General features: G+C 70.7%; 22 protein-coding genes, 1 tRNA gene and 1 riboswitch. Of the genes, 8 read left to right on the top strand and 15 right to left on the bottom strand.

Translation table 11 applies throughout. The features are described 5' to 3' along the window. Positions 1-182 precede the first annotated feature (182 nt). The 3 genes from HNQ79_RS17015 (at position 183) to glxA (ending at position 4,618) form a co-directional block, all read left to right on the top strand. Positions 183-256, top strand: a tRNA-Lys gene (locus tag HNQ79_RS17015). Positions 257-695: 439 nt separating this feature from the next. Further along, entirely contained in the window at positions 696-2,678 is a 1,983-nt protein-coding gene (locus HNQ79_RS17010) for a glycosyltransferase family 2 protein (RefSeq protein ID WP_185031873.1), read from the top strand. After that, entirely contained in the window at positions 2,675-4,618 is a 1,944-nt protein-coding gene (glxA, locus tag HNQ79_RS17005; RefSeq protein ID WP_185031871.1) for a radical copper oxidase GlxA, read from the top strand. The genes HNQ79_RS17010 and glxA overlap by 4 nt, the downstream gene beginning before the upstream one ends. Positions 4,619-4,701: 83 nt before the next feature. On the opposite strand, the gene HNQ79_RS17000 is transcribed toward glxA, so the two are convergent. After that, positions 4,702-5,721 (bottom strand): glycoside hydrolase family 6 protein, encoded by a 1,020-nt coding sequence (locus tag HNQ79_RS17000; protein ID WP_185031869.1) that lies wholly within the window; start codon positions 5,719-5,721, stop codon positions 4,702-4,704. A 682-nt stretch (positions 5,722-6,403) separates the two neighbouring features. Continuing rightward, positions 6,404-6,522: riboswitch (cobalamin riboswitch) on the top strand. Between the two features lie 35 nt (positions 6,523-6,557). Here HNQ79_RS17000 and HNQ79_RS16995 point away from each other — a divergent pair. Together HNQ79_RS16995 and HNQ79_RS16990 are read left to right on the top strand one after the other, a co-directional pair. Further along, entirely contained in the window at positions 6,558-6,776 is a 219-nt protein-coding gene (locus HNQ79_RS16995; RefSeq protein ID WP_185031867.1) for a CbtB domain-containing protein, read from the top strand. Between the two features lie 17 nt (positions 6,777-6,793). Beyond that, positions 6,794-7,588, top strand: coding sequence for a CbtA family protein (locus HNQ79_RS16990; protein WP_185031865.1), 795 nt, complete (start codon positions 6,794-6,796; stop codon positions 7,586-7,588). Here the strand turns inward: HNQ79_RS16990 and HNQ79_RS16985 are convergent. The 11 genes from HNQ79_RS16985 to HNQ79_RS16935 form a co-directional block, all read right to left on the bottom strand. After that, a complete protein-coding gene (locus HNQ79_RS16985) occupies positions 7,543-8,229 on the bottom strand; it encodes a class F sortase (RefSeq protein WP_185031863.1) in 687 nt (228 codons plus the stop codon). The genes HNQ79_RS16990 and HNQ79_RS16985 overlap by 46 nt on opposite strands. Positions 8,230-8,271: 42 nt before the next feature. Further along, positions 8,272-8,835 carry a hypothetical protein gene (locus HNQ79_RS16980; protein WP_185031861.1) on the bottom strand — a complete coding sequence of 188 codons (564 nt, stop codon included), beginning with the start codon at positions 8,833-8,835 and terminating at the stop codon, positions 8,272-8,274. 105 nt (positions 8,836-8,940) lie between these two features. Continuing rightward, positions 8,941-9,720, bottom strand: coding sequence for an HAD-IIA family hydrolase (locus HNQ79_RS16975; RefSeq protein ID WP_185031859.1), 780 nt, complete (start codon positions 9,718-9,720; stop codon positions 8,941-8,943). Between the two features lie 177 nt (positions 9,721-9,897). Then, positions 9,898-10,959: a 2-aminoethylphosphonate ABC transporter substrate-binding protein gene (locus HNQ79_RS16970; RefSeq protein WP_185031858.1), complete on the bottom strand. Its 1,062-nt coding sequence runs from the start codon at positions 10,957-10,959 to the stop codon at positions 9,898-9,900. Between the two features lie 32 nt (positions 10,960-10,991). Next, positions 10,992-11,789 (bottom strand): ABC transporter permease, encoded by a 798-nt coding sequence (locus tag HNQ79_RS16965; RefSeq protein WP_185031857.1) that lies wholly within the window; start codon positions 11,787-11,789, stop codon positions 10,992-10,994. Further along, complete coding sequence (locus HNQ79_RS16960) at positions 11,776-12,591, bottom strand: 2-aminoethylphosphonate ABC transporter permease subunit (RefSeq protein WP_229923171.1); 816 nt, start codon at positions 12,589-12,591, stop codon at positions 11,776-11,778. The genes HNQ79_RS16965 and HNQ79_RS16960 overlap by 14 nt, the downstream gene beginning before the upstream one ends. Positions 12,592-12,784: 193 nt before the next feature. Then, positions 12,785-13,846: an ABC transporter ATP-binding protein gene (locus HNQ79_RS16955; RefSeq protein WP_185031856.1), complete on the bottom strand. Its 1,062-nt coding sequence runs from the start codon at positions 13,844-13,846 to the stop codon at positions 12,785-12,787. After that, positions 13,843-14,559 carry an HAD family hydrolase gene (locus HNQ79_RS16950; RefSeq protein ID WP_185032143.1) on the bottom strand — a complete coding sequence of 239 codons (717 nt, stop codon included), beginning with the start codon at positions 14,557-14,559 and terminating at the stop codon, positions 13,843-13,845. Before HNQ79_RS16950 ends, HNQ79_RS16955 begins: the two co-directional genes overlap by 4 nt. A gap of 8 nt (positions 14,560-14,567) precedes the next feature. Next, the gene (locus tag HNQ79_RS16945) at positions 14,568-15,689 is read right to left on the bottom strand and encodes a TIGR03364 family FAD-dependent oxidoreductase (RefSeq protein WP_185031855.1); all 1,122 of its coding nucleotides are present in this window, start codon (positions 15,687-15,689) and stop codon (positions 14,568-14,570) included. Positions 15,690-15,832: 143 nt separating this feature from the next. Then, a complete protein-coding gene (locus HNQ79_RS16940) occupies positions 15,833-16,597 on the bottom strand; it encodes a GntR family transcriptional regulator (protein ID WP_185031854.1) in 765 nt (254 codons plus the stop codon). Between the two features lie 150 nt (positions 16,598-16,747). Then, positions 16,748-17,494: a hypothetical protein gene (locus HNQ79_RS16935; protein WP_185031853.1), complete on the bottom strand. Its 747-nt coding sequence runs from the start codon at positions 17,492-17,494 to the stop codon at positions 16,748-16,750. Between the two features lie 284 nt (positions 17,495-17,778). Here HNQ79_RS16935 and HNQ79_RS16930 point away from each other — a divergent pair, with 284 nt between their 5' ends. Next, entirely contained in the window at positions 17,779-18,891 is a 1,113-nt protein-coding gene (locus tag HNQ79_RS16930) for a Gfo/Idh/MocA family oxidoreductase (protein ID WP_185031852.1), read from the top strand. A 148-nt stretch (positions 18,892-19,039) separates the two neighbouring features. Here HNQ79_RS16930 and HNQ79_RS16925 read toward each other — a convergent pair whose 3' ends face one another. The 3 genes from HNQ79_RS16925 to HNQ79_RS16915 all read right to left on the bottom strand — a co-directional run bounded on the left by HNQ79_RS16925 (position 19,040) and on the right by HNQ79_RS16915 (position 21,273). Continuing rightward, positions 19,040-19,900 (bottom strand): fumarylacetoacetate hydrolase family protein, encoded by an 861-nt coding sequence (locus tag HNQ79_RS16925; protein ID WP_185031851.1) that lies wholly within the window; start codon positions 19,898-19,900, stop codon positions 19,040-19,042. A 116-nt stretch (positions 19,901-20,016) separates the two neighbouring features. Further along, positions 20,017-20,811 carry a YidC/Oxa1 family membrane protein insertase gene (locus tag HNQ79_RS16920; RefSeq protein WP_229923123.1) on the bottom strand — a complete coding sequence of 265 codons (795 nt, stop codon included), beginning with the start codon at positions 20,809-20,811 and terminating at the stop codon, positions 20,017-20,019. A 150-nt stretch (positions 20,812-20,961) separates the two neighbouring features. Further along, positions 20,962-21,273 (bottom strand): DUF6412 domain-containing protein, encoded by a 312-nt coding sequence (locus HNQ79_RS16915; RefSeq protein WP_373312394.1) that lies wholly within the window; start codon positions 21,271-21,273, stop codon positions 20,962-20,964. Between the two features lie 497 nt (positions 21,274-21,770). Here HNQ79_RS16915 and HNQ79_RS16910 point away from each other — a divergent pair, with 497 nt between their 5' ends. Further along, a complete protein-coding gene (locus HNQ79_RS16910) occupies positions 21,771-22,802 on the top strand; it encodes an SEC-C metal-binding domain-containing protein (protein ID WP_185032141.1) in 1,032 nt (343 codons plus the stop codon). 79 nt (positions 22,803-22,881) lie between these two features. Continuing rightward, entirely contained in the window at positions 22,882-23,319 is a 438-nt protein-coding gene (locus HNQ79_RS16905; RefSeq protein WP_185032139.1) for a very short patch repair endonuclease, read from the top strand. Positions 23,320-23,325 lie beyond the last annotated feature (6 nt).

Genomic DNA, 23,325 nt, shown 5'->3' with positions numbered 1-23,325 from the left:
ACATCCGGCGCAGGGACAGTCGGCTGCGGGCTGAATCTCCTCGAACTGGATCACCGCCCCAGTGTCCCAACTGCCCGGACATAACGCACCTTGACGGTACGAAATATAACCAAACGGTCATGCCGGGCGACCGCTGGTTCAAACCACTCCGGGACATCCGGTAGAGTTCTCCGAGTCAGCAGGCGCCGCTAGCTCAGTTGGTTAGAGCAGCTGACTCTTAATCAGCGGGTCCGGGGTTCGAGTCCCTGGCGGCGCACGCGCAACCGAGACCCTTCCACCACCGGTGGGAGGGTCTCGGTCGTTCCCAGGTCGTCCCACGGGTCCGGGCCCTCCCCGGAACCGCCCGGGACACCCGGCAGCCTGCGATCGTCGACCCTTGCGATCATATGGCGAGTCGGGGAACCTATCCTGGAGCCAGAGGCTCCAATGGGGCGGGCGGTTCGAAGAGTTGCGGCTCGGAAAGCCGACGGGGAGACGGCCGGGCCGACAGGGTGCGCACCGCACCCCATGCGGGTGGGGGCCCCTTTCACGCACGGATGTCGGGACGGGCATCATGCAACCGGAAGGTTGTCGTCCTGTGTCTGTGCTGATGGCGGCCCGATCAAAGTTGCGTTCGAGACGGTCGAGGGGGACCGCCAGCGAGCGATTAGACCTACGAACTCACGCAGCCAGCTTTGCGTGCGGGGGGATGACTCATGACGTCGACGCCGAGCGGCGCCGGGCAGTACCACGACCCAACCCACGACCCCACCCAGACGACGCAGCTGCGGGTCCCCCCGCAGATGGCATCGGAGGGCCCGGGCCGCCGAAAGCAGAAGGCGCTGCCGAGGTACGACTACGAGCACTACAGCCGGCTGGCCGGCCCGCTGACCCAGCCGGACCCCGCGAAGCCCTACAAGGTCCAGTACCGGTCGCTGATCTCCCAGGAACCGCACCGCATCCGGGCGGCCCTGCTGCTCGGCGCGGCCCCGGTGCTCTCGCTGGCGCTGTTCATCTGGCTCATGCAGCCGGCCCACTGGACCGACCGCGACCCGAACCTGCAGGACGACCTCCTGCGCGCGCTCGACGTCGTGATGCTCGTCTCCATCGGTCTGATCGAGCTGTTCCGCACCATGAACGTGCTCTCCAACGCGCACGCCACCCTGGTCGCCCGTGACCCGATCCCGGTGGTGCCCGAGACCGGCACCAGGGTCGCCTTCATGACCTCCTTCGTGCCCGGCAAGGAGCCGCTGGAGATGGTCACCAAGACCCTGGAGGCGGCGGTCAGGATCCGCCACCGGGGCCTGCTGCACATCTGGCTGCTCGACGAGGGCGACGACCCGGCCGTGAAGGCGGTCTGCGAGCGCCTGGGCGTGCACCACTTCTCCCGCAAGGGCATCGCGAAGTGGAACCAGGCCAAGGGCCCGCACCGCGCGAAGACCAAGCACGGCAACTACAACGCGTGGCTGGACGCGCACGGCGACGACTACGACTACTTCGCCTCGGTCGACACCGACCACATTCCGCTCCCGAACTACCTGGAGCGCATGCTCGGCTACTTCCGCGACCCGGACGTCGGCTTCGTCATCGGCCCCCAGGTCTACGGCAACTACGACACCTTCGTCACGAAGGCCGCCGAGTCGCAGCAGTTCCTCTTCCACGCCCTGATCCAGCGCGCGGGCAACCGCTACGGCGCCCCGATGTTCGTCGGCACCTCCAACGCGGTCCGCATCCGCACCCTGAAGCAGATCGGCGGTCTGTACGACTCGATCACCGAGGACATGGCGACGGGCTTCGAGATCCACCGCGCCAAGAACCCGGCGACGGGCAAGAAGTGGCGTTCGGTCTACACACCGGACGTGCTGGCCGTCGGCGAGGGCCCCACCGCCTGGACCGACTTCTTCACCCAGCAGCTCCGCTGGTCGCGCGGCACCTACGAGACGATCCTCAAGCAGTACTGGAAGGGCTGGGGCACGCTGCCCCCCGGCAAGCTCTTCAACTACACGATGATGATCATCTTCTACCCGATGTCCGCCATGAACTGGATCCTGGCCGCGCTCTCCTGCGCGCTGTTCCTGGGCATGGGCGCCTCGGGTGTCCAGATCGACCCGGTCATCTGGATGATGCTGTACGGCAACGCCTCCGCGCTCCAGATCGGCCTCTACATCTGGAACCGCCGCCACAACGTCTCCCCGCACGAGCCCGAGGGCTCCGGCGGTCTGGCCGGCATGGCCATGTCCGCACTGTCCGCGCCGATCTACGCGCGCTCGCTGATGGACGCCGTACTGCGCCGCAAGTCCAGCTTCGTCGTGACGCCGAAGGGCGACTCGTCCAGCCCGGACACGCTCTTCGGGACCTTCCGGATCCACCTGTTCTTCATCGTGGTCTTCGGCGGTTCCATCACGGTTTCGTTCTTCCTCGGGCACTCGCACCCCGCGATGGTCGTCTGGGCGACGCTCGCACTGCTGATCACGGCGGCGCCGATCATCGCCTGGCGCCTGGGCATGCGCAACGAGAAGAAGAACGGCAAGCCGGCCCCGCAGCAGGGACCAGGCTCCGCGGGCGGCGGCCCGGAGTACGACGAGCAGGCCGGCCACCCCGGGCAGTACGCCGGGGACCACGCCCCGCAGGCGAGGCCGAGCTGGGCCCCGGCCGACCAGACCATGCAGATTTCATCCCTTGGGGGACGTAAGAAATGAGTTTCCGTCTGAGCCGCCGGGCCCGACGACTGTCGATCACGGGCGCGGTGGTGGTTGCTCTGGCGGCGTTCAACGGGCCTTGGCTGTACCGCTTCGGTACGGAGCAGTACCACGAGTACAAGATCAACCGGCCCGAGTACAAGGCAGAGAACGGCCACTGGGACTTCCTGAACGTCCCCTCCCAGTACAAGATCAACACGATTCACCAGGCCCTGCTGCACACCGGCAAGGTCCTGATGATCGCGGGCTCCGGCAACAACCAGAAGAACTTCGACGCGGGCAAGTTCGAGTCGATCCTCTGGGACCCGAAGACCAACGACTACAAGCTGATCCCGACGCCGAAGGACATGTTCTGCTCGGGTCACACACAGCTGGCCGACGGCAAGCTGCTGGTCGCGGGCGGCACCAAGCGGTACGAGAAGCTGGAGGGTGACGTCACCAAGGCCGGCGGCCTGATGGTGGTGCACAACGAGAACCCGGACAAGCCGATAACCCTGCCCGCGGGCACGGTCTTCAAGGGCAAGAAGAACGGCAAGACGTACGTCTCCAAGGACCCGGTCCTGGTGGAGAAGGCCAAGAAGGTCTTCGCGAAGACCGGACCCAACAAGGGTCAGTTCCTGCGCACCGAGGCCGGCCTCGGCCGCATCTACGTCGAGGCCAAGGAGTCCGGCAAACAGTACGAGTCGGGCGCCCAGGACAACTACGCCATCCCCGCGCTGACCGGCGCCGACGCCCGCAACACGTACGGCGTCGCGGAGAAGCTCGCCCTGGACAAGAAGGACTTCCAGGGCATCCGGGAGGCGTACGAGTTCGACCCGGTCGCGGAGAAGTACATCACCGTCGACCCGATGAACGAGGCCCGCTGGTACCCGTCGCTGACCACCCTCAAGGACGGCAAGGTCCTGGCGACGTCCGGTCTCGACGACATCGGCCAGATCGTCCCGGGCAAGGACGAGATCTACGACCCGAAGAAGAAGACCTGGAAGTACACGGGCTTCGAGCGGCGGCTGCCGACGTACCCGTCGCTGTTCACGCTGAACAGCGGCAAGCTCTTCTACTCCGGCTCCAACGCCGGTTACGGACCGGCCGACGTCGGCCGCGATCCCGGCATCTGGGACCTGAAGGACAACAGCTTCAAGAAGATCCCCGGGATGAGCGACCCGGACCAGCTGGAGACCTCGGCGACGGTCATGCTGCCGCCCGCCCAGGAGCAGAAGTTCCTGGTCATCGGCGGCGGTGGGGTCGGCGAGTCGGAGAAGTCGACGGAGAAGACCCGCCTCGTCGACGCCAAGCTCCCCAACCCGGTCTTCAAGGACGGTCCCTCGCTCGACAAGGGCACCCGCTACCCGAGCGCCTCGCTGCTGCCGGACGACTCCGTCCTGGTCAGCGGCGGTTCCGAGGACTACCGGGGCCGCAGCGACTCCAACATCCTGGAGGCGCGCAAGTACGACCCGAAGACGAACACCTTCAAGCGGCTCGCCGACCCGAACGTGGGGCGCAACTACCACTCGGGCACGGTGCTGCTGCCGGACGGGCGGGTGCTGAGCGCCGGTTCCGACTCGCTGTACGCGGACAAGGCCAACACCCGGCCGGGCGTCTTCGAGCAGCGCATCGAGATCTACACCCCGCCCTACCTCTACCGCGACTCGCGGCCCAAGCTCGTCGACGGGCCGAAGAAGATCGCCCGGGGCACCTCGGGCACGTTCAAGTCGCAGCAGGCCTCGTCGATCACGACGGCGCGGCTGATGCGGCCCAGCGCGGTGACGCACATGACGGACATGGACCAGCGCAGCATCGCGCTGGACCTGAAGAAGACGGCCGACGGCATCACGGTCACCGTCCCGGAGAACCAGGCGCTGGTTCCCTCCGGTTACTACATGCTCTTTGTGACGGACGATCAGGGGACGCCTTCCGAGGCGGTCTGGGTCGAGGTCCCGTAAGGGTCCCGCGTACAGCATGAGTAAGGGGCGCCCTCCTGGAGGGCGCCCCTTACTCATTTCTCATGCCGTGACTCGTGCCGGGCCTACTGCGCGTTCTTCGCCAGCTCCAGCGCGTACTCCGCGAACCACTCCCCGGCCTTGGGCTGGCCCTTGTTGCAGTCGCCGTCGGACTCACCGGGGCGCTTGACCCACAGCAGGGCGTGCACCTGCGGGTCGCCGGTCTTGGTGGTGGGCGGCTCACCGAGGGCGCGGCCGGGCGGATTGCACCAGCGCATGTCGGCCGGGCCTTCCTTCCAGGGGCCGTTGCCGTTGCGACTGGTGTCGATCACGAAGGGCTTGTTGCCGACCTTCGCGGAAAGCTCCTTGCCGTACTTCTTGCTGTCCTCGGTGGAGTAGAAGTTGGAGACGTTCACCGAGAAGCCGTCCGCCTGGTCGACTCCCGACCGCTTCAGGGGCTCGAAGATCTCGTCCGTCCTGCCCCAGCCCGCGTTGCCCGCGTCCAGGTAGACCTTGGTCGCCGGCTGCTGCTTCAGCGTCTTGATGGCGCCCTTGAGGAGGTCGTAGCGCTCCTCGTGGAACTTGTCGGGCGTGCACTTGTCGACCAGGTGCAGCACCGCGTCCGGTTCCAGGATCACCGTGGCCGGGCGGTCGCCGATGCCCTCGGCGACCTGCTGGATGAAGGCGCGGTAGGCGTTGCCGTCGGCGGCGCCGCCGGAGGAGAACTGGCCGCAGTCGCGGTGCGGGATGTTGTAGACCACCAGCAGCGCCTCGCGGTCGGCCTTGGCGGCGGCCTCGGTGAAGCCCTGGGCCTGCTCCTTGGCGTTCTCCGGGACGATCCACTCACCGGCCGGCTGCTGGGCGATCTTCTTGATCAGCTCCTGCTGCGCGCCGTCCGCCCCTTCGAGCGCCTTGGCCGCCTTGGCCTGCGGGTTGACCCAGTACGGGTCGTTGTCCTTGGGCAGCTGGGAGATCGGCGGGTTGCCTCCCGTGCCTCCGCCGGAACCGTCCCCGCCGCCGTCCGACGAGCAGCCCGACAGCAGCAGCGCGGCCCCCACCGCGACCGCTCCCACCGCACGCACACGTCCCCTGTCACTGCCGTACATCGACTCCCCCTTGGGCGCCTTGCCGAAGACCAGCCGTCGTGGCCGTCCCGAATGAGATGAGAAATTCGAGGCAGCCCCCCAGCCGCCCCTGCCCGGACACAACCGGTCGAATCCATCCTGACACACGGAACCCCGGCCCCCGTAGGCACGCCGCACTCGTCGCGAGGCCGTTGCACCGCGTACAACCTGGTCATTCGCCGACGGGAGGCCGGGAGGGGGGCTGTGCTGGTCACTGTCACGGGGCCTTTGGCACGCCCCCGGCACCCGTCGCGGACCTTTGCGGCGGAAGCGGCCGTGACGGGAGACCTTGCGGCGAGGTCGCTCCGGCCCGCGGGGAGGTCCGCGGGAAGGCCCGCGGGCACGCAACGGAAACGCGTAGCGACTTTGCTGTGACTTTCCGTCAAATGCCCTCTGGAGAACGGGGCTTGACCCCTCTACAGTGTTCTTGCGGCCCCAGCCCCCGGTTCGCGTGCCGAGTTGATTTTCCAGAGCCTCCCGCACAGACGCCGGGCTTCTCCCGCAGTCCGAGCGCGTGCGGTCGAGGACCAGCCCGGTCGGCCGCTCCGGGGGGAGCGAGCAGCCGGCCGGGCCAGGTTCCCCCGGGCGCCCCTCTTCCCGCGCGTCCGCCGCACGGGGGCCCATTGACAGTGTGTGATCAAGCTGGGACTCTCCCGGGGACAACTGCACACTTCGAGGCGACGGTGAACAGGAACTCCGGTGCGATTCCGGGACGGTCCCGCCACTGTGACCACACCGTTTGCGGTGCGGAAGTCAGGAACTGACCGTCGTCCTCCTCTTCGACGGGGCGTGGAAACCCCAGAAGGAGGCTCACCGACATGTCTTCCCATGCCGACCGGCACACGACGGCGTCGCCGTCCGCCGCCGCGACGAACCACGGCCGTGACGTGCTGATCCTGGCCGCCGCTGCGATCGTCGCCCTCATCGCGCTGTACGCCGTGTTCATGGACAACGGCCAGATCGTCGCCGCGACCGGCGACTACCTGCACGAGTTCTCGCACGACGGCCGGCACCTCTTCGGTGCCCCGTGCCACTGATCGGGGCCGTCGCCACCATGAGCGATGCGACCTCTCCCCTGCCCCTGCTCGGCCGCGCCGTCACGGCGGGCGGGGCGGCCGGTCTCGCCACCGGCCTGTTCTCCCTGCTCCTCGCCGAACCCCTGATGGACCGGGCGATCGTCCTCGAAGAGGCGCGCTCGGCGGCCGAGGAGAACGCGCACCAGGCCGCGGCGGGCGCCGCGGCCCACCACGAGGAACTGTTCTCCCGTTCCGCCCAGCACTTCGGGCTCGTCGTCACCGCGGTGGTCGCCGGTCTCGCGCTCGGCGTGCTGTTCGCGGTGGCGTACGCCCTGGTCCACCGGCGCACCGGCTACCTCGTGCGGGCCTGGCCGCGTGCGCTGGCGTTCTGTGCGGCGGCGTTCGTCGCCGTCTCGCTGCTGCCCGCGCTGCGGTATCCGGCGGCCCCGCCCGGTGTCGGCGACTCGGCGACCGTCGCGAACCGCCAGTCGCTGTGGCTGGCCGCCGTGGTCATCGGCGTCCTGGGCATGGTCCTGGCGTGGCAGGTGTACGTACGGCTGGCCGGGCGGCCGGACCCGGTGCGGCACGGCGCGGTGTTCCTGACCGGGGCGGCGACGCTCGCGGTGCTGTTCCTGCTGCCGGGCAACCCGGACGAGGTCCCCGTGCCGGCGACCCTGCTGTGGGACTTCAGGGTGGTGTCGCTGGGCTCGCACCTGCTGTGGTGGGTGGTCTTCGCGGCGGTCTTCGGCGGGCTCGGGCTGCGGGCCGCGCGCGGCCCGGCCGGGGCTCAGGACCTGGCGGTCGGCGGGCTTCCCGTGGCGCCCGTCAGGTAGGCGGAGACGACCACGTTGGCCGTGTAGGCGCGGGCTTCGTGGTCGTACGTGCCGCCGCAGGTGATCAGTCGCAGTTCGGCGCGGCCTGCCACGCGCGGGCCGTACACCTTCTTCGCGTCGAACTTGTCGCGGCTGAAGACCTGTACGTCGTCGATGGTGAACTCGGTGACCGAGCCGTCCGCCCCGGTGATCCTGATCTGCTCGCCGGGCCGGGCGGAACTCAGTCCGTAGAAGACCGCCGGTTTGCTGCGGGTGTCGACGTGCCCGACGAGCAGGGCGACGCCGCTCGCTCCGGGGCGGGCCCCGTCGCGGTACCAGCCGACGGTCCTCGGCTGTTCGTAGGGCGGCGGGTCGACGGCGCCGAAGCTGTCGAGGCCGCGCGGGCTGACGGGCGCCGCGACGCCGAGCGAGGGCACTTCGACCCGTCGGGGCCTGGCGCCCGCGACCGGGTCGTGCGCGTCGGGCAGTTCGACCTGCAGAAGCGGGCGTCCCACCGCGGCCACGTCCCCGGTGGTCGGTGCGGCGCTGCCGCCCGGCCCGTCGGTTATCTCGCGGCCCCACAGCCACAGTCCGAGGAGCAGCACCGCCCAGGCGATGCCGGTGAGCATCCGGCCCCTGCCGGACGCGTGGTCGGCGCTCATCCCCGCTCCTCCTGCCGTTGGTCCCTCGGTCGTGTGGCGGTGTCAGTGCGTGGTGCCCCGGCGTTTGCGCACGGACCGTCCGGCGATGGCGACCGCCGCGACGCCCGCGAGGCCCAGCCCGATGAGGGTGTACGGGGTGCCGGGGCCCTCGGTGTCCGCGGCCAGCGCCGCGGTGCCGCCGCCGCCCGCGCGGACGGGGGCGGTGGGCTCGACCCGGTGGTGGACGACGGTGACGTTGCCGTCGGCGCTGCCGGAGCCGTCCTCGCACTTGACGTGGATGCCGTAGTCGCGGCCCTCGGCGTCGGAGCGGATGCGGGCCTCGGCGAACATGACGCCGTCGGCGGCCGGGTGGAAGTGAGCCGGTGAGGAGAACGCCTCCGAGTGGCCGATGGCCTTCTTGCCGCCGCAGATGCCGATCCGCAGGTCCACCTCCCCGCCGGCCGCGATGGTGGACGGGGTGACGGTGACGCTGCCGTGGGACTCTTCGTTGTCCCTCACGGCACCCGGCGCGAGTGCGGCCGGGGCGAGGGCGAGGGCGGTGGGCGCGGGGACGATTACCGCCGCGAGCACCACTCCCGCACACAGAGTGAGCTGTGCTGAGCGCATTGTGAACCTCCTGGTACTTCGAAGATTCACCTGCGCGGGCGTTTTCGCATCCGCAGGGGCCCGGCACTGCGCCGTACGGGCCCCCGCGGCGATGTTGCGGACGGCTCAGATGCGGTCCACGAGGTCCGCGATGGAGTCGACGACCGACGAGGGCCGGAACGGGTACCGGTCGATGTCGTCCTTGCCGGTGAGCCCGGTGAGCACGAGGAACGTCTCCATGCCCGCCTCCAGGCCGGCCAGCACGTCGGTGTCCATCCGGTCGCCGATCATGGCGCTGGACTCGGAGTGCGCGCCGATGGCGTTGAGGCCGGTGCGCATCATCAGCGGGTTGGGCTTGCCCGCGAAGTACGGGTCCTTGCCGGTCGCCTTGGTGATCAGCGCGGCGACCGCGCCGGTCGCGGGCAGCGGGCCCTCGGCGGAGGGGCCGGTCTCGTCGGGGTTGGTGCAGATGAAGCGGGCGCCGCCGTTGATCAGACGGATCGCCTTGGTGAGGGACTCGAAGCTGTACGTGCGGGTCTCGCCGAGGACCACGTAGTCGGGCTCGTGGTCGGTGAGGACGTACCCGATGTCGTGCAGGGCGGTGGTGAGCCCGGCCTCTCCGATGACGTACGCGGTGCCGCCGGGGCGCTGGTCGTCGAGGAAGCGGGCGGTGGCGAGGGCCGAGGTCCAGATGTTCTCGACCGGCACGTCCAGGCCCATCCTGCGCAGGCGTGCGTGCAGGTCGCGGGCGGTGTAGATGGAGTTGTTGGTCAGCACCAGGAAGGGCTTCTCCGTGTCGCGGAGCTTCCTGATGAAGGCGTCGGCGCCGGGGATCGGAACGCCCTCGTGGATGAGGACTCCGTCCATGTCGGTGAGCCAGGATTCGATCGGCTTGCGCTCTGCCATCTGGTGGGACTCCCGCCGTACGTACACATGCAGCCAAAGGGGCGCGCACGACCTTGTGCGCGCCCCCAGCCTAGTCTCCGGCGGTGCGGACGACGGCGTCGCGCCTCCGGCACCGGGTGCGGTGACCGGTGGGGCGAAAGCAGCAGGGCCCGCCCGCACCGCGCCCCGGGGCGCTGGTCAGCTGCCGGTGGCGGTCTTCCAGGCGTCGACGTACTCCTTGAGGTTCTTGCCGATGTCGGCCCAGTCCGGCTCGAAGACCTCGACGCCGCTCATCAGCTTCGTGAGCGCGCGCGCGTTCGCGTCGGTCGCCTCGACGTCGGTGCGGGCGGGGAAGCCGCCGCCCACCGAACTGACCTCCCGCTGTGCTTCCTCGGCCAGCATGAAGTCGAGGAGCTTCTTGCCGTTCTCGGCGTGCGGGGCCTTGCTGACGAGCCCGGCGGCGTACGGGAGGGCGAAGGTGGTGGGCCGGCCGCCGGCCTTCGCGGGGAACCAGATGGCGAGGTTCGGGGCGGACTTGGACTGGGCGAAGTTCATCTGCACGTCGCCGTTGGCGACGAGGATCTCGCCCTTGTCGACCTTCGGCGCGAGCTTGGAGGTAGAGGAGGACGGCCCGACGTTGTTGACCTGGAGCTTCTTCAGGTACGCCATCGCCGCTTCCTTCCCGCCGAAGTCGTGCATCGCCTTGATGACGACGGCGGTGCCGTCACCGGCGACGCCCGGGGTGGAGTACTGCACCTTTCCCTTGTACGTGTCGTCCAGCAGTTCCTCCCACGTCCGGGGAGCGTCCCCGGACAGCTCCTTCTTGTTCTTGATGAAGCCGAAGTAGTTGTTGACGACCGGCGTCCACGTGCCGTCGGCGGACTTGTCGCCGCCCCGGACCTTGTCGGAGCCCTTGGGCGCGTACTTCTGGAGCAGGCCCTTGGAGTCGGCCTGCTGGATGAACGGCGGCAGCGTGACGAGGACGTCGGCCTGCGTGTGGGACTTCTCGCGGACGGCGCGCTGCACCATCTCCCCGGAACCGCCCTCCACGTACTTGACCTCGATGCCGGTCTTCGCCTCGAAGTCCTTGAAGACCTTGTCGTACCAGCCGTCTCCCTTCTCCCCCTTGAGGCCGTCGGCGCTGTAGACGGTGACGATCTTCTCGTCGGAGGAGGCGGCCGAGGAACCGCAGGCGGTGAGGGAGACGGTGAGGGCGAGGCAGCCGGTGGCGGCGGCGATCGGCTTGAGGGTGCGCTGCATGACGTTTCGTATCCCCATCTGTGGAAGGACGTTCAGCGGAAGGACGCTCTGGTGCGCAGGCGGGAGACCGCGAGCAGGACGAGCAGGGTCGTGCCCATGAGGACGACCGCGACGGCGGACCCGGTGAAGAGGGATCCCCGGTCGGTGGCGGTGAAGATCTGCACCGGAAGCGGCATCCAGTCCGGCGGGTAGAGCATCATCGTGGCGCTCAACTCGCCCATGGACAGGGCGAAGCAGAGCCCGGCGGCCGCGTTCAGGGACGGCAGCAGCAGAGGCAGCCTGACCCGCCACAGGACGTACGCGGGCCGCGCGCCGAGCGAGGCCGCGGCCTGCTCGTACACCGGGTCCAGACGTACGATCGCGGCCGACACGGACTGGTGGGCGAAGGCCGTGACGAGGACGGTGTGCGCGAGCACGACGATCCACGGCGTTCCGTTGAGGAGGAACGGCGGCCGGCTGAACGCGACGAGCACCGCCAGGCCCACCACCACCGACGGCACGGCCACCGGCAACATGAACAGCGCGTCCAGTGCCCGCTTGCCGCGCTTCCTCAGCGCGGCGGCGGCGAGCGCGGCCCAGCTCCCGAAGAGGAGCGCGAAGACACTGGCCGCGACGGCGGTGACGAGGCTGGTGGTGAGCGCCTGGAGCGACTCGCCGCGCACCGCCGCCCCGTAGTTGGCGACGGTCGGCCCGGACGGGAACACCCCGGACCAGTTCGTCGAGAACGAGGCGGCCACGATCACCAGCAGCGGAACGGCGAACAGCGGCACGAAGAGCAGAAGGAACCCCGCCCAGGTCGCCCACCTGCCTGCCCGGCTATGCACCAGCACGACGGCTCACCACCCGGTAGATCCCGTAGAGCCCGACCGAGATCGCGACGTTGACGACGGCCACCACACAGGCCGCCGGATAGTCCGACTCCAGGATCGCCTTGCTGTAGACGAGCATCGGCAGCGTCGTCACACCCTTGGCCCCGGTGAACAGCACGATCCCGAACTCGTTCAGGCACAGGACGAGCACGAGCGATCCGCCGGCGGCCAGCGCGGGCAGCGCCTCCGGGAGGATCACCTGGCGCACGATCCGCCCGGTCCGCGCCCCCAGCGAGGAGGCCACCTCCAGCTGGGAGGTGTCGATCTGCGAGAACGCGGCGAGCAGCGGCCGCATCACGAACGGCGTGAAGTACGTGATCTCCGCGAGCAGTACGCCCCACGGCGTCGTCAGGAAGTCGAACGGCCCCTCCGAGGCGCCCGTGACACCCGTCCACATCCCGTTCGCCATGCCCACGCTCCCGTAGACGAACAGCAGCGCGAGTGTGATGAGGAACGAGGGGAAGGACAGGAACACGTCGATGAACTTCGCGACGGCCTTCCCCCCGGGAAACGGCACGAACGCGATGACCAGCGCCAGCGCGAACCCCAGCACCAGACACCCGGCGGTCGCCCCCAGCGCCAGCCACACGGTGGTGCCCAGCGCCGACCGGAAAGCCTCCGAGGCGAAGACGTCCCCGTACGGCGCGAGAGAGACGTCACCGCTGTCGGTCGTGAACGACTGCTGCACGACCAGGGCGAGCGGATACAGGAACACCAGCGCGAGCACCGCCACCGGAGGCAGCGCCCACACCCACGCGGGCACCCCACGGGGCCGCGGCCCCTGCCCGGAGAACCCGCGCCCCGGGGCCGCGACCGTGCCGGCCTGACTGGTGGCCCGGTCCGTGCCCGCGGACCCGCTTTCCAGCTCTGTGGGCACGGCTTTCGGGTCCGCGCCCGTCGACGGCACGTCCTCCCTTGGCACCGTGCCTCGCGTCGCGCCTTGCGCCGCCGCCGTCTCAGCCACCGGAGCCCACCCCCGCGCCCAGCAGCACCGCGTCCTGGGACGCGAAGTGCAGCGTGACCGGGGCGCCGAGCACCGGCGTCTCCCGCAGTTCGCGGACGTCCGCCTTGACGGGGCGGCCGTCCACCTCCACGTACAGGCGGTGCGTGGAGCCTCTCCACTGCACTTCCCGGATCGTTCCGCGCAGCGCGTTGGGGCCTTCGCCGAGCCCGACCAGGTGCGGCCGTACGCACAGCGTGGCCGCGGATCCGGCCGCCGCGTCACCGGTGTCGACCTTCAGCACGGCTTCGCCGAAGCGGACGCCGCCGCCCGTTCGGACCTCCACCGGGAGCAGGTTCGCGTTGCCGACGAAGGACGCCGTGAACTCGTTCCGGGGCCGCCGGTAGAGTTCCTGCGGCGTCCCGCAGTCCTGCAGCCGCGCCTTGTCCATGACCGCGATCCGGTCCGCCAGCGTCAGCGCCTCCACCTGGTCGTGCGTGACGTAGAGCATGGACACGTCCGGCAGTTCCCGGTGCAGTCGAGCCAGTTCGGCCAGCATTCCGGACCGCAACTGGGCGTCCAGTGCCGACAACGGCTCGTCCAGCAGCAGAACGCTCGGACGTATCGCCAAAGCCCGCGCGATGGCCACCCGTTGCTGCTGTCCGCCGGACAGTTCCCGCGGATAGCGCCCCGCGTAGGCCGCCATCCCGGTCATGTCGAGCGCTTCGGCGACCCGCCCCGGGATCTCCGCCCTGGGCACGGCCTTCTGCGCCTTCAGCCCGAAAGCGACGTTCTCGGCCACCTTCAGATGCGGAAACAGCGCGTACTGCTGCACCACCATCCCGATGCCCCGCCGGTAGGGCGGCAGCTCGGTCACGTCGCGGCCCCCGAGGAACACGCGCCCGGAGACCGGCCGCACGAAACCCGCCACCGCCCGCAGTGCGGTGGTCTTGCCCGACCCGGAGGGCCCGAGGAGCGCCATCACCTCGCCGGGCTCCACCGTCAGGTCCAGCGAGTCGAGCACGACGTTCCCGCCGTACGCCACGGACACCGCGTCGAAGCGTATGCCGCTGTTCATCGGCCCAACTCCGCCAGCAGAGCGGGAAGTCCGACGACGGACTCCAGCACGTGGGTGGCTCCGTGCGCGAGCAGGGCGTCCGGCCCGTGCGCCCCGGTCCTGACCCCCGCCACCACGCCCGCGCCGGCCCGTACGCCGCTGAGCATGTCGTACGAGGTGTCGCCGACGACCGCGACGTCCTGCACTCCCGCCACCGCGCCCGTCCGCAGGAACGCGGTCAGCACCATGTCCGGGTACGGCCGCCCCCGGCCCCCCGCGTCGGCGGGGCACAGCGTCGAGGCGGCGAGCCCCTGCCACCCGAGCGCGGCGAGGATCGCGTCCTGGGTGATGCGGGCGAAGCCGGTGGTCAGCACCACCGTGCGCTCCTGCGCGGCGAGTTCCTCGATCGTCTCGCGGGCCCCCGGCACCTCCTCGATCGCACCCGCCTGGACGAGCTGTCCGTACGACTCCTCGAAGGCGGCGTTGGCGCGCTGCGCGAGGCCCTCCTCGCCGAAGAGGTGCCGGAAGACGGAGATCTTCGATTCGCCCATGGTGGCCCGGACGTAACGCAGCTTCTCCTCGTAGTCCGCGCTCCCCGCCCGTACGCCCAGCCGCTCGGCCGCGGCGGCGAAGGCCTGCTCGACGAGGCCGCCGTCGGCGACGGTGGTGCCCGCCATGTCGAGAACGACGAGTTCGATCCTGTTGTCGGTTGAGGTCCTGTTGTAGGCGCCCATGTCGGCGTTCACCAGCCCAGTTCGTTCGCGGTCTGCTCGGCTATGGCGGGCGAGCAGGTCATGCCCCGCCCACCGGGCCCGGTCACCAGCCACACGCCACCGCGCACCTGCTCGCGGTGCACCACGCGGCTCTTGTCGGTGCACTGGGCGTACACCCCGGCCCAGCGCTGCCTGATCTTCGGCAGCGGACGGCCCAAGAAGCTTTCCGCCACGGCCGCCACGTGCTCGTACGGTTCCTCCTCCACGTCGAAGCGGAACGGGTGCTCGTACTCGTGGGTGTCGCCGATGGTCAGGCCGCCGTCGTGCCGCTGCACCATCAGGAGCTGCATCTTGTGGGCGGCGGCGGTGGGGGTCTGGTCCTGTCCCGCGTTGAGTGCGTCCAGGGCCTCGCCGGCGTAGGCCGGGTAGTAGCGGAAGCTGTCGGCGTCGGCCACCGAGGTGGCCAGGGTCTCCCCGAGGGGCGCGGTCTGCATCATCTGCAACCGGACGCGCCGGACGGGGAGCCGGGGTGCCAGCTCCCGTACGAGTCCGCCCAGCCAGGCCCCTGTGCACAGCACCACGAAGTCCCCGCGGTGCACGACGCCGTGGTCGTCGCGGACTGCTCCCTCGCCGATCACCTCGCGGACTTCGCGCCCGCCGACGAAGGTGTACCGCCCGGACGACAACAGCGCTTTCTTGAGGGCGAGTTGCGCGGTCCTGGGCTCGACGGCGGCGTCCCGCTCGCACCACAGCGCGCCGAGGAACCCGCCGCGCAGCGCCGGGTTGACGGCGCGCGCCTCGTCCGCCGTCAGCAGCTTGTACCCGCGTGCGGCGGCGTCGTCGCGCGCCAACGCGGCCTCGGCGACGCCGAGTTCCAGCGCGGTGCGGACCGGGGTCAGCGACCCGTTGGCGCGGAAGCCCAGGGCCGGGACGCGCCCCGCGATGCCCTCCCACAGTTCGCGGGCCCGCAGGGCGGTGTCGAGCTCGTCGCCGCCCGCGCGCCCGCTGACCCATATCTGACCGAAGTTGCGCAGGCTTGCCCCGCGCGCCTCGTCCTCGCGCTCGATCTGTACGACCTCGTGGCCGCGTTCCACTGCCTGCCAGGCGTGCATGGTTCCCACCACGCCGGCTCCCACCACTATGACTCTCACGGCGGCCACACTTCTGGGACCGGGTGACGCGGCCGGATCCGCACAGCAACGGTGTGGTGAACAGCCCCGCAAGCCTGGCCCAGACCCGTTACGTTCTCGTGATCATAGTGCGTCGCCCGCTTCCCCGCCCTCCTGCCGCCGGCCTAGCTGTTGAGCTGCGTCGTGAAGCTGAACCTGTCCCCCCGGAACAGCATCCGCACCCGCTCCAGCGGCCGCCCCGCCACATCGTGCGACCACCGGTGCAGCAGCAGCATCGGCAGCGCGGGCGGCGTACCGATGAGCAGCGCCTCGCGCGGCGTGGCGAGCACCGTCTCGATCCGCTCCCCCGCCCGCCCGAGGCCGATTCCCACCTCTTCGCGCAGGTACGCGTAGAACGAGGAATCGGGTTCGAAGTCCACGTCGAGCCGCGGGACCCGCTCCACCGCGACGTAACTGCTCTCCAGCCCCACCCGCTCGTCGTCCGCGAGCAGCACCCGCTCCAGGTGCCATACGGGGTCACCGGCGCGCACTCCCACCTCCGGCGCGAGCCGCTCCGGGCACGGGAACCGTTCCAGGCCGATCAGGGTCCGCCCCGGGCGCCGCCCCTGTCGCCGAACGCCTTCTGTATAACTGGCCAACGCCAGGGGCTGTTCGAGCTTGGGCCCGGCCGCGACGGTCGCCCTGCCCTGCCGTCGCACCCGCCCCTCCAGGAGCAGTTCACGGATCGCCTGGCGGACGGTGTCCCGTGCGACCTCGTACCGCAGCGCGAGGTCCCGTTCCGTCGGCAGCGCCTCTCCCTCGGCCAACTCCGTCACGAGCGCGGAGAGCCGGGCCTTGACGGCGTAGTACTTCGGGATGCGGCCGTGCTCCGGAATGCCGGACCGGACGGGCGCCGAGGGGTCCTGGTGGTGCGTGTCGGGGTAGTCCACGACAGGGATCGTCGCAGATGAGCCGATACGGGTGGGGCCGCGCCCGCATGGCGGCGGAATTCCCGTCCGGGATGGTCCCGGGCCGACCGTGGCGACGCGCCCGGATGTTCCTGCCGGGTCCTCCCCCGTAGTCGCCGGTCCGTACGAAGGTCAGCGCTTCGGCAACGGCCGCAGCCTGCGCGAACCCACCACGAGAGATCCGCCGCCGAGGAGGAGCGCGACGGCGCCGGCCCCGAACCCGAGCAGCGGCCCCTGCCCCGTCCGGGCAAGCTCCAGACCTCCGGCCCCCTCCGAGTGGGCGCGCCCCCCGGTGACCTCGTCCGGGTCGACGGCGAACCGGTAGTCGCCGGACTCGCCCACCCACTCCCCGTCGTCGCCCTTGCGGTGCACGACGGCCGCGTTGGCGACGACGGTGTTGGCGCGGGCGTCCCCGGTGAATCCGAGCCGCACCTTCACGGAGAGGGTCCTGCCCGGCCCGACGGTGAACCCCGGCGTCGTCTCCTCGAAGACGCCGACGAGTTCGTCGCGGTCCGTGTGGTGGAAGCGCAGGGCGTGCCAGGCGCCGGTGCCCGCGTCCTGGAACTCGGCGCGCACGTGCTCGGGCCGGAGATGGCGGCCGTCGTCGACGAGGACGAGCACCGGGTGGATGTCGTGGCAGGCCGCGCCGGTGGTGTTGGTGAGGTCGACGTACCACTCACCGCTGTCGCCGCCCGGCTGATAGGTGTACGGCCCGCCGTGGAGACGGGTACCGAGGGGGAAGTCCGCACTGTGCGGGTCGCCGCAGGTCGGCTGCTGCTGGTCGGCGGCGACCGGGCGGGGCACCGAGGCGACGGCGGCCGGTGCGGGAGCGAGCGTGGCGACGGTGACACCCAGCACGAGTGCACGGCGAAGACGCATGGGTTGGCCTCTCCGGTCCGCGGACGGCAGCCCGACCAGCCGGACGCGATGACGGGGGACACGGTGGGACGGACGCGGGGCGACGGGGACCCGGTACGCGGACGCAACCGGCACAGCGACGGGCCGCCCGCTCCCGCCGCGGCCACGGTCCGTGACCCTGCCACGCACACCGCCGCCGACGACCGCGCCACGACGACGTACGGCCGGACAGCTCCCGAAGTCCCCCCTGTCGGCCGAGCCCCCCGCTTTTGCACTTCGCCACCTGCGTTGTTTAAGTGGCAACCATGACGCCCACAGCACCTGCAGCCGCATCAGCCCGCACTCCCGCCGCACCCCTCCGGGTAGCCCTCATCGGCTACGGACTGGCGGGTTCCGTCTTCCACGCCCCGATGATCGCCGCGACCGGGGGCCTGGTGCTCGACACGGTCGTCACGTCGAACCCGGAGCGCCGGGAGCAGGCTCTGGCCGAGTTCCCCGACGTACGGTTCGCGGACTCGCCGGACGAGGTGTGGGCACGGGCGGACGAGCTGGAACTGGTCGTCATCGCCTCCCCGAACAAGACCCACGTGGCCCTCGCCACCGCCGCCCTCGAAGCGGGCCTTGCCGTGGTCGTGGACAAGCCCCTCGCGGCGACCGCGGCCGAGGCCCGCGACCTCGCGGCCCTCGCCGCGGACCGGGGCCTGCTGCTGTCCGTCTTCCAGAACCGCCGCTGGGACAACGACTTCCTCACTCTGCGCGCACTCCTCGCCGACGGTGAGCTGGGCGACGTACAGCGTTTCGAGTCCCGTTTCGAGCGGTGGCGTCCGCAGCCGAAGGGCGGCTGGCGCGAGTCCGGCGACCCGGCGGAGATCGGCGGGCTCCTGTACGACCTGGGCAGCCACGTCGTCGACCAGGCGCTGACCCTCTTCGGCCCGGTGACGCACGTGTACGCGGAGTCCGACGTCCGCCGTCCGGGGGCCGCGGCCGACGACGACACGTTCCTCGCCCTCACGCACGCGAACGGCGTCCGCTCCCACCTCTACGTCAGCGCGACCACCGCACAGCTCGGCCCCCGCTTCCGCGTCCTGGGTTCCCGCGCGGGCTACGTGAAGTACGGCCTCGACCCGCAGGAGGCGGCCTTGCGCGAAGGCAGGCGCCCGGGGGACCCGGACACCACGTGGGGCGAGGAGCCGAAGGAGATGTGGGGCCGCCTCGGGGCCGGCGAGTCCCCCCTCTCGGGCGGCGGCACGCCCGTACCCACCCTCCACGGGGACTACCCCGCGTACTACGCCGCCGTCGCCCGGTCGCTGCGCGACGGTACGGAGCCCCCCGTCACCGCCCTCCAGGCCGCCGACGCCCTGGCCGTACTGGAGGCAGCCCGCGAGTCCGCCGCCCAGTCCACCACGATCGCCCTCTGAGCCCGACGGGCCCAGCCGTCCGCCCCCTGGGCGCAGGCATGTTCCAGGGGGCGGGCGTGGTGGTCTCCCCGCTCGGACGAAGCGAAGGGCCGGGGAGGGGGAAGCGTGGGGGTCACGCGGCGGTCCGGCTCCGAAGGCGTCCTCTCCCCTACGCCCCCTTCAGCACCTGCCGCTGCCGCCCCAAGCCCTCCACCTCCAGCTCCACCACGTCGCCCACCCGCAGGTAGGGCTTCGGCTCCGGCTGTCCCATGGCCACCCCCGCCGGCGTCCCCGTGTTGATCACGTCGCCGGGGTAGAGCGTCATGAACTGGGAGACGTACCGCACCACCTCGCCCACGCCGAAGATCTGCTGCGCGGTGGTTCCGTCCTGCTTCAGCTCCCCGTTCACCCACAGCCGCAGGCCCAGCGCCTGCGGATCGGGCACCTCGTCCGCCGTCACCAGCCACGGGCCGAGCGGGTTGAAGGTCTCGCAGTTCTTCCCCTTGTCCCAGGTGCCGCCGCGCTCGATCTGGAACGCGCGCTCGGAGACGTCGTGCGAGGTGGCGTAGCCCGCCACGCAGGCGAGTCCCTCCTCCGCGCTCCCCAGGTACCGGGCGGTCCGCCCGATGACGACGGCCAGCTCGACCTCCCAGTCCGTCTTCTCGCTGCCCCGGGGCACGAGCACGGTGTCGTGCGGCCCGACCACCGTGTCCGGCGCCTTGAAGAACAGGATCGGCTCCTCGGGCAGGGGCGCGCCGATCTCCGCCGCGTGGTCGTGGTAGTTCAGCCCGATGCACACGATCTTGCCGATCCGGCCGAGCGGCGGACCCACCCGCAGCCCGCCCGCGTCCAGCGCGGGCAGCGTTCCGGCCGCCGCGGCCTCCCGTATCCGCTCAAGAGCGGCCGGATCGGCCAGCAGGGCGCCATCGACGTCACCCACCACTCCCGACAGGTCCCGTACGGTCACCCCGTCGTCGTCGAGCAGTGCGGGACGTTCCGAACCGGCATCTCCTACACGCAGCAACTTCACAGCGATCGATCTCCTCGTGGTCGAAGGTCGCGCCCAACCCGGCCGATCGTTCGCGGCCCGGCCACCGGAGAATTGTCCGATCCTCCAAGTTCGGCGCCCGCTTCGCAAGTGCGCGTTCACTGCGTGGACGTGCGGCGCCCCAGCCATCCGCGCCCGGCACCGGCCGTCCCCTCCTCCCTGACCTCGCGGTTCCGGTGCAGCCAGGCCCGTTCCGCGACGGTCCAGGCGGTGGTGGTCGCGACGTAGAGACCGGCGGCCAGCGGCACCACGGCCGCGGTGATCAGCGTCCCGAACGACAACAGCGGCAGCCACTTCAGCAGCGCGGCCCCGGGTGCGCCCGCACCGGCCCCCGCCCCGCCGACGCCGGCACCGCCGGTCCCGGCCCACTGCGCCGTCTCCGCCACCGCCGGATTCCTGCGCGCCCGCAGGAACGACCAGGTGGCCACCCCCGCGATGACGGCGAACAACCCGAGGTAGACGATTCCCTGCGCCCCCAGGAATCCCCCCTGCCCCAGAGCGTCCGTCCACCGCGATCCCAGGGGCGCAGCGAACAGCTTGTGCCCGAGCAGTTCATTCGCCCGGCCTGCGACCTCCGCCGAGGAGAAGACGTGGTACATCACGAAAAAGACTGGCAGCTGCACCAGCATCGGCAGCATGCCCGCGAAGGGCGAGACCTTCTCCTTCGCGTGCAGCGCCAGAATCTCCTCCTTCATCCGCTCCGGCCGCTTCGCGTACTTCCTGCGCACGGCGGCGAGCTGCGGCGCCAGCGTGGCGCGGGCCTTCTCACCCCGTACGGCGGCTCGGGCCAGCGGGTGCAGGGCGACACGTACCAGCATCGTGAAGAGGACCACGGCGGCGGCGGTGGCCGAAGCGGCGAACAAGGGGTCCAGAACGGCGGAAAGCCGTTCCACCAGGGAAGCGAAAAGCGCGTACACGAAAGAGCCCTCCGAGGGTCTCGTCGTACCGAAGGAAAGAAGAAGACATCGGTATGACGACCCACGCAGGGCTGAAAACGCTCGGAGAAGAGGGTCGGGAGACTTACAGCAACCCCGGTCGTTCCCCTACGCGGCCGTCGGAGAGAGACGGCCCGGGGCTCGCGGACGGGGCCTGCCCGCCGCATCGGGATCACGCTGCGCGAGGAAGGCGGTACGCCGTTCCCGGTCGCGGATGGCTGTGCGCACCTTCGTGCGCGGTACGGCGGGGGCGGTACGTCCGCTGCTCAGCGCGCAGGCGATGAGTGCGGCACCGACGGTGGCGGTGGCGGCGAGGGCGACAGCACCGGCGAAACCGAAGCCGCCGACATCGAAGAGGACATGGGCCACCAGGAAGAACACTGCCAGCGCACAACGCGCCCGCACGACGTTCCCGATCACTCCCACTCCTCCTCCGCTGCGCTCGCCGGACTCACCGCTCTTACCCGTTCAAGGCTGAACAAACCTCAGCCTGCCACGAGTTCCCCGTTCTTGACCAGGGGACTCCCGGCCAGGGACTCGCGTCGTACCTCTCGCGGCCGAGCCGCCCCTCGTAGTCACGCGACCCACTGAAGAAGACGGTGACCGGCCCCAGAAGGTTGACCGCCAAACCAAACTTCCCCGCACGCTCTCCCCGCAACCCCTCACTCCACAACCCACCGCACCCGCACCCGCACTCGCGCACTCGCACTCGCACTCGCACTCGCACTCGCACCCGCACCCGCACCCGCACCCGCACCCACCCTGAGCGCACCCACCCTCCCCCACCACCCCCCGGTGGACGTTCCGCCCGCCGCCGACCGGGGAACGCTCCTCCCATGCAGCCCCCCGCCCCCACTCCCGCCGCGGCCGTCCCGCCCCCTCTCGCCCCCGCCCGGTCCGGCAGTACGGTGTCCACCATGCGCCCCGACACGCCTTCGCCCGCCGACCACACGACCGAAGCCGAGCGTCTGCTGCGCACCGCGGCGCAGTACCCGGAGGACCGGGAGCCCCTGCTCCTCCAGGCGGCGGCCCACCTGGAACTCGCCGGTGACCGCGCCCGAGCGGCCACCCTCTACGACCAGCTCCTCAACCACCCCGCCCCCGACAGCCCCCACCTCATCAAGGCCCTCAAGGCCGCGAACCTCTGGGAGTTCGGCCACGAGGCCGAAGCCCGCGCGATCATCGACGGCATCCGCGCGGCCGCCCCGCGCACCGCCCAGCCGTGGGCGGTCGTCGCCGAGGCCCTGGAGAACCACGACGAACTCCAGCAGGCCCACGAGGCGTACACCACCGCCCTCACCCTCCTGGTGAACCCCTCGGACTCCGAGGTCCCGTACGCCACCCGCCCGCTCCTCACCGGCCGGCACCGCGTCCGCCGGATGCTGGGCAAGGCGCACGACAGCTGGGACGCGCTCGCGGACACGGTGAACCCGGGCCCGGTCCCGCTGGACGAACTGCACGACCCGAAGCGCCTGTGGGCCCTCGGCTCCTCGGACCCCACCGAACTGCGCGCCGAAATCGAGCGGCTCCAAGCGGAGTTGGGCTCCTACCGCGCGGCCCTCTCCCGCCCGTTCCCGGTCGCCCTGCTGCACTGGCCGGCCGGGGAGTACGAGGAACTCCGCGCCACCCACCCCACCCTCGCCGCCGAGTACCCGCCCACCCACGCGGAGCACCTGGCCACGGTGGAGTCCTCCCTGCGCGAACTGGCCTCGGCGGGCACCCTGAACCTGGGCGTCGTCACCGGCTCCATCCCCTCCTACGAAGCGTTCGCCGCCTCGGAACACACCACCCCGGACTCCACGTCCCTCCTCGCCGAATACGCCACCACCCTGGCCGCCCGAGGCCGCGCCACCTTCTGGCCGCCTTCGGCCTCGGCGGCGTGCTGGTGCGGCTCGGAGGAGGCTTACCGCGACTGCCACGGTGGGGCGGCGGCCCCGACGGGGGGCTGAGCCGGTCCCGAGCGGTGCCGCGCCCCCGGACCCGGACGCCGCACCGCTCCGGCACTCGCGTCACAATTGCCGTGTGCCGATGCCCAAGCCCTCCTCCGCCTCCGTGTCCGCCCGCATGAGCCGCCAGGGCTCCCGCGACACGACTCCGGAGATGGCGGTACGGAAGCTGCTTCACGCGGCGGGCCTGCGCTACCGCGTGAACACCCGCGTGCCCGGAATGTCCCGCCGCACCATCGACATCGCCTTCGGCCCGGCCAAGGTCGCGATCTTCCTGGACGGCTGCTTCTGGCACGGCTGTCCCGAGCACGCCACCCGCCCGAAGTCCAACGCGGAATGGTGGCGCACCAAGTTGGACAGGAACATGGCGCGGGACCTCGAGACGACCGCGCATCTGGAGGCGCAGGGTTGGACGGTGCTGCGGTTCTGGGAACATCAGCTTCCGGAAGTTGTTTCGCAAACCATTATGACGAATGTCCGAAGAGGACGATCTGATCCAGCTTCGGAGTCAAAGATTTGAGCCGAT

Origin of the sequence: Streptomyces candidus, from assembly GCF_014207445.1 — a bacterium.
GTDB lineage: Bacteria > Actinomycetota > Actinomycetes > Streptomycetales > Streptomycetaceae > Streptomyces > Streptomyces candidus.
This window is presented reverse-complemented; position numbering and strand designations above follow the sequence as displayed.